The sequence below is a fragment of the Pantoea sp. ANP04 genome (assembly GCF_041982285.1).
GTDB lineage: Bacteria > Pseudomonadota > Gammaproteobacteria > Enterobacterales > Enterobacteriaceae > Pantoea > Pantoea eucalypti.
The window spans coordinates 1-578 of record NZ_JAUTYS010000107.1 but is presented as its reverse complement, the minus strand read 5'-3'; the positions used below and the strand labels follow the sequence as shown (position 1 = coordinate 578).

The following is a 578-nucleotide window of genomic DNA, read 5'->3' as shown; positions in this document are numbered from 1 at the left end:
CACTCTCTGCCCAATAAGGTGCCCGGCTATGCGCCTGTCCGATTTCATCGTGCAGCACGTTGATCGAATCGTTGATGAATGGGAACAATTTGCCAGGACCCTGGCCGCGGACACTCTGACCCGCAGCGACCTGCGGGATCACGCCACCTCGATCCTGCTGGCGGCCGCCCGGGACATGCGCATCACCCAGAGCCCGGGTGAACAGCTGGCCAAGGCCAGGGGCGAAGGCCCGGAGAAATCCCCGAGCCTGGATGCGGCCGCCGCCAGCCATGGCGAACTGCGCCATCACGTGGGTTTCGATCTGGTGCAGATGACGTCCGAGTTCCGCCACCTGCGGGCCTGTGTGATCCGTCTGTGGGTCGCCAGCCTGGTAACCCCGGACCTGGAACACCTGCAGGACATGATCCGTTTCAACGAGGCCATCGACGAAGCCCTGGCCGAGTCCACCTGTGCCTATGCCGAGCAGGTCAGCCGCTCACGGGACATCTTCCTGGCGATTCTCGGCCACGACCTGCGGGCACCGTTGCAGGCGGTGAGCATGTCCACCGAGATGCTGGCGCGCAAAGTGCCGCTGGATG

The 578-nt window shown here is 64.5% G+C and carries 1 protein-coding gene; it reads left to right on the top strand.

Annotated elements, in window-relative coordinates; genetic code table 11:
• Positions 1-28 precede the first annotated feature (28 nt).
• Positions 29-578 (top strand): hypothetical protein (locus tag Q7C21_RS22580; protein ID WP_375151171.1); only part of this gene is annotated, 550 nt, incomplete at its 3' end.